The organism is Lutibacter sp. (assembly GCF_040883305.1).
Taxonomy (GTDB): Bacteria; Bacteroidota; Bacteroidia; order Flavobacteriales; family Flavobacteriaceae; genus Lutibacter.
Genome location: NZ_JBFLKT010000318.1, coordinates 1 through 4,165 on the forward strand (window position 1 = coordinate 1; position 4,165 = coordinate 4,165).

Sequence of the window (4,165 nt, forward strand, 5' to 3'; positions counted from 1 at the left end):
TAAATAAAGGTGAAAAAAGCAAGTTAACATGTTAAAAGTAAGGTTTTTACTTTTAAAATAAATTTGAAGTTCTATATTGAGTGTATTTATTTGTTTATTATATTTATTTTTGTAACTTTAAAAAGTTAAAATAAAAAAATACCATTTAACTTTATTTAATAACATAATAACAACCCCAAATTCTATTATTATGAGTTCTATTTCCCAACTAAATTCTTCTATTACAGAAGGTCTAAATGAAACTGCACAAAAAGATTACAAAACGTATTTAAAACATTATTCGCTTAGAAATTTAGAGCCAATGAATTTTGATGAGTTTGTAAAAAATTACGCTAATAAAAGTTAATAATTTTATTTTTTTGCATATATTAATTTTAGTAGAAATAAGTATTTTGTTGATTAAAACCTTCTTATTTGTTTGAATCGCTATTTTTTATTTAATTTCAATACGCTATTTTAGATTCTTATTTATTATTCGCTAAATTTGTAAAAATTTATAAAAAAACTACATGCTTATAATTGGAATTGCTGGCGGAACAGGAAGTGGTAAAACAACCGTTGTAAATCAAATATTAAACGAATTACCTGCTGATGAAGTTTGCGTTATTTCGCAAGATTCGTATTACAACGAAACACATGAATTAAGTTATGAAGAACGTACAAAAATTAATTTTGACCACCCAAAAGCTATCGATTTTGAATTGTTGGTAAGTCATTTAAATGCGCTGCGTAAAGGTGAAATTATTGAGCAACCTGTCTATTCTTTTGTAACACATGACCGAACAAAAGACGCTTTAATTACACATCCGAGAAAAGTTGTTATTGTTGAAGGAATTTTAATTTTTAACAATAAAGAATTACGCGATATTTTCGATATTAAAATATTTGTACACGCGGATACAGATGAACGTTTAATTAGAAGAGTTAGACGCGATATTGAAGAGCGTGGAAGAGATATAAACGAGGTATTAACCAGATATCAAAACACGTTAAAACCTATGCATCAACAGTTTATTGAGCCAACTAAAAACTATGCGGATATTATTATTCCAAATGATAGATACAATACTGTAGCAATAGATATCGTTAGAACCGTTATAAGTAATAAATTGTAATTAATGACTTTAAAGCAGTTTCGAAATAAACCAGTTGTAAAAATTATTACCAATAAATATGTGTTAATTCTAGCAACATTTATTGTTTGGATGGTTTTTTTTGATGAAAACTCTTGGCTAAATCATAGAGAATTTAATAAAGAAATAGAAAAGCTGAATAGTGAAAAAGAATATTACAAATCGGAAATTAAAAAAGATGATGCGTTAATAAAAAATCTTGATGATAAAGAAGAGTTAGAAAAATTTGCGAGAGAAGAATATAAAATGAAAAAAGAAAACGAAGACATATACATTATACAATATGATACTTTGGAAAAAAAATAACGTAATTTTTAATTTTAAATTATCTTTCTTTGAATACTTAAAACTATGTCCAATTTTTTTATAAATGAATTTCCACCAAGTTCGTCAGCAGCTTGGAAACAAAAAATTCAGTTTGAGTTAGATGGTGCTGATTATAATCAAAAACTACTAACCAAAACAAATGAAGGCATAACCATCTCACCATTTTATCATCTTGATACTTTTGAAAAATTAACTATTCCGCTTCCAAAAGAAGATTATAAAATTTGCACTAAAATTAGTATTTCTTCTGAAGAAATGGCTAATATTGAGGCTTTGAAGGCCACAGAAAATGACTCAACTGCTCTTTTATTTGAAGCTTCAAAACCATTTAATCCAACATTATTATTTCATAATTTACTACAAAAAAATATTGAATTCCATTTTAAATTTAACTTTTTAGATGAGGGTTTTATCAATAAATTGGTGCTAAAATTAGCAGATGAAACAGCTTATTTTAATATTGATATTATTGGGAATTTAGCAAGAACTGGCAATTGGTTTAAATCGTTAAAAAAAGATAATAGCATACTTAAAAATCTAATAAAAGATAATTCTGATTCATTTATAATAAGCATTGATACAACAATTTATCAAAATGCTGGTGCAAATACTGTGCAACAAATCGCTTACGCTTTAGCACACACAAATGAATACTTAACAGTTTTTGGAGATGAAATAGCGAATAGAATTCAGTTTAAATTTGCTACTGGAAGTAACTACTTTTTTGAAATTGCCAAAATCAGAGCTTTCCGTTATTTGTATAATTTAATTTTAGGTGAATATAACACAACAGCAATTGCAAAAATTTACACCGAACCAAGCTTAAGAAATAAAACTTTATTTGGTGCAACTATAAATACTTTGCGCACAACTGCAGAAAGTATGAGTGCTATTTTAGGAGGCTCCACTACAATTGCAACTAATTTTACGTCTGGTGAATTTGTTGAGAATCAGCAACTAGTTTTGATGGACAAACTTTCCTTTAAAAATGCTCAACATATTGCAACAGAGTCGTATTATATTGAATATTTAACCAAACAACTTGCCGAAAAAGCCCTAATTATTTTTAAAGATATTGAAAGAAGTGGCGGTTTTTTAAGTCAACTTAAAGAAGGAACCATTCAGCGAAAAATAAAAGAAAATGCTCAAAAAGAGCAAGCTCAATTTGATGCTGGTAATCTCGTTTTATTAGGAACTAATAAATATTCTAATGAATTTGATTCCAAAGAGGACTTACAAATAAACCCTTCTTTAAAAGGCACATCTTACAAAACTTTAATCATTCCAATAACACCAAAAAGGTTAGCTAAAAAGTTGGAACAAAAAAGAATAAAAGATGAAGCGTAAAGATTTTTCAAATTTAGAAATTACGGTTCAAAATAAAAAAGATACAATTTTTGAACATGAATATTCAATTGCAGGTGTTGCACCAAATTTAAGGGGAATATATGCAACTATGTATTTTCAAACTCCGTTAAAAACTAAAATCACAACTCACACTTTTTCTAAAGAAAACACAACTCCCGAAGTTGAATTATCAATTTTTTTAGCTGAATCCTTAAACTACATTCAAAAAGGAATTGACGCAAATGCTACAATTGACAACATTGTTTCTAAATTAACTTTTGAAACAATAATCGGAAATAACCATTTTGATGAAATTGCAAAATTACGTGCTGCTAGAATGCTTTGGTCAAAACTAATAAAGCAATTCAATCCAAAAAATCAATCCTCATTTGCATTACATATAAATGCTACAATTGAGACTTCTTTTGATGCTTTTCAAGCCATTTCAGGAGGTTGCCAGTGTGTTATTTCAAAAGATAAAAAGCATTTGTTTTTTGAAGAAGAAACCGGAATATTAAAAACAATTGACCCTTGGGCAGGATCTACGCACGTTGAGCAAAGGACTGAAGAAATTGCGACTAAATCTTGGATTTTGTTTAAAAATAGCACAGTTTAAGTTAAAAACCAACAAAAAAAAGAAATAAGGCACGGAAACAAATTGACCCAATTTAACTTTCTTATATAAAAAACCCATAATTATAATTGTTTTGTTATAATTATGGGTTATGTAAAAATAAAGAACTCTGTGTAAATATTTTCTAATTAGAATAAAGTAACTGCTAATTGAACTCTAGCTATTTTATTCGATGGATTCCACATTGTAGTTGCAGAAAGAGGTATAGTTAAATTAGATAAATTTAATGTTTTAGAAGCTGTAAAACCAATATTCACAATATCAAAATTTTCTTTTCCATTTCCATATAAATGGGTATCTCCATTTAATGAGAAACCAGCACCGACATAACCAGTTACATTAACTTTTGAATCACTAACTAAAGGATAAGAAAGTTGTACATATGAAGAAGTACGTTGTTCAAAATCTCCGTTTGAATCTAATTGTGAATCTCCGCTACCAAATAATAAAAAATCTGCTTCTAAAGTTAAAGGGAAACTTTCTCCAAAATTATATGATGTTCTTAAATCTAATAAATGGCCTGATGTTTCTTTCTTATAATCCCACACATCTGGACTTGCAACTCCTCTTGTGTTAAATAAATCCCATAATCCAATTGAGAAACCATTTTTAGCATATTGCATATAATAGTTTATCTCTTTATAATGCGTTCCATCATTATCATTTGACATTGCCATTCCTCCCCAAAAACCAGTTGTAAAACTTCCAGATTCGTTAAGTTTAA

6 protein-coding genes are annotated in these 4,165 nt (G+C 28.0%); 5 read left to right on the forward strand and 1 reads right to left on the reverse strand.

The annotated features are described in order from the left end of the window. The first annotated feature begins 190 nt into the window (after positions 1-190). From AB1Z17_RS10135 to AB1Z17_RS10155, 5 genes are all read left to right on the forward strand, one after another. Complete coding sequence (locus AB1Z17_RS10135) at positions 191-346, forward strand: hypothetical protein (protein WP_368051686.1); 156 nt, start codon at positions 191-193, stop codon at positions 344-346. A 163-nt stretch (positions 347-509) separates the two neighbouring features. After that, complete coding sequence (gene udk / locus AB1Z17_RS10140) at positions 510-1,115, forward strand: uridine kinase (protein WP_368051687.1); 606 nt, start codon at positions 510-512, stop codon at positions 1,113-1,115. 3 nt (positions 1,116-1,118) lie between these two features. Further along, the gene (locus AB1Z17_RS10145) at positions 1,119-1,439 is read left to right on the forward strand and encodes a septum formation initiator family protein (RefSeq protein WP_368051688.1); all 321 of its coding nucleotides are present in this window, start codon (positions 1,119-1,121) and stop codon (positions 1,437-1,439) included. A 45-nt stretch (positions 1,440-1,484) separates the two neighbouring features. After that, positions 1,485-2,807 carry a methylmalonyl-CoA mutase family protein gene (locus AB1Z17_RS10150; RefSeq protein WP_368051689.1) on the forward strand — a complete coding sequence of 441 codons (1,323 nt, stop codon included), beginning with the start codon at positions 1,485-1,487 and terminating at the stop codon, positions 2,805-2,807. Continuing rightward, a complete protein-coding gene (locus tag AB1Z17_RS10155) occupies positions 2,797-3,423 on the forward strand; it encodes a methylmalonyl-CoA mutase family protein (RefSeq protein WP_368051690.1) in 627 nt (208 codons plus the stop codon). Before AB1Z17_RS10150 ends, AB1Z17_RS10155 begins: the two co-directional genes overlap by 11 nt. A 146-nt stretch (positions 3,424-3,569) precedes the next feature. On the opposite strand, the gene AB1Z17_RS10160 is transcribed toward AB1Z17_RS10155, so the two are convergent. Then, positions 3,570-4,165, reverse strand: a 596-nt coding sequence (locus AB1Z17_RS10160) for a hypothetical protein (RefSeq protein ID WP_368051691.1), incomplete at its 5' end; no start/stop codon positions are given.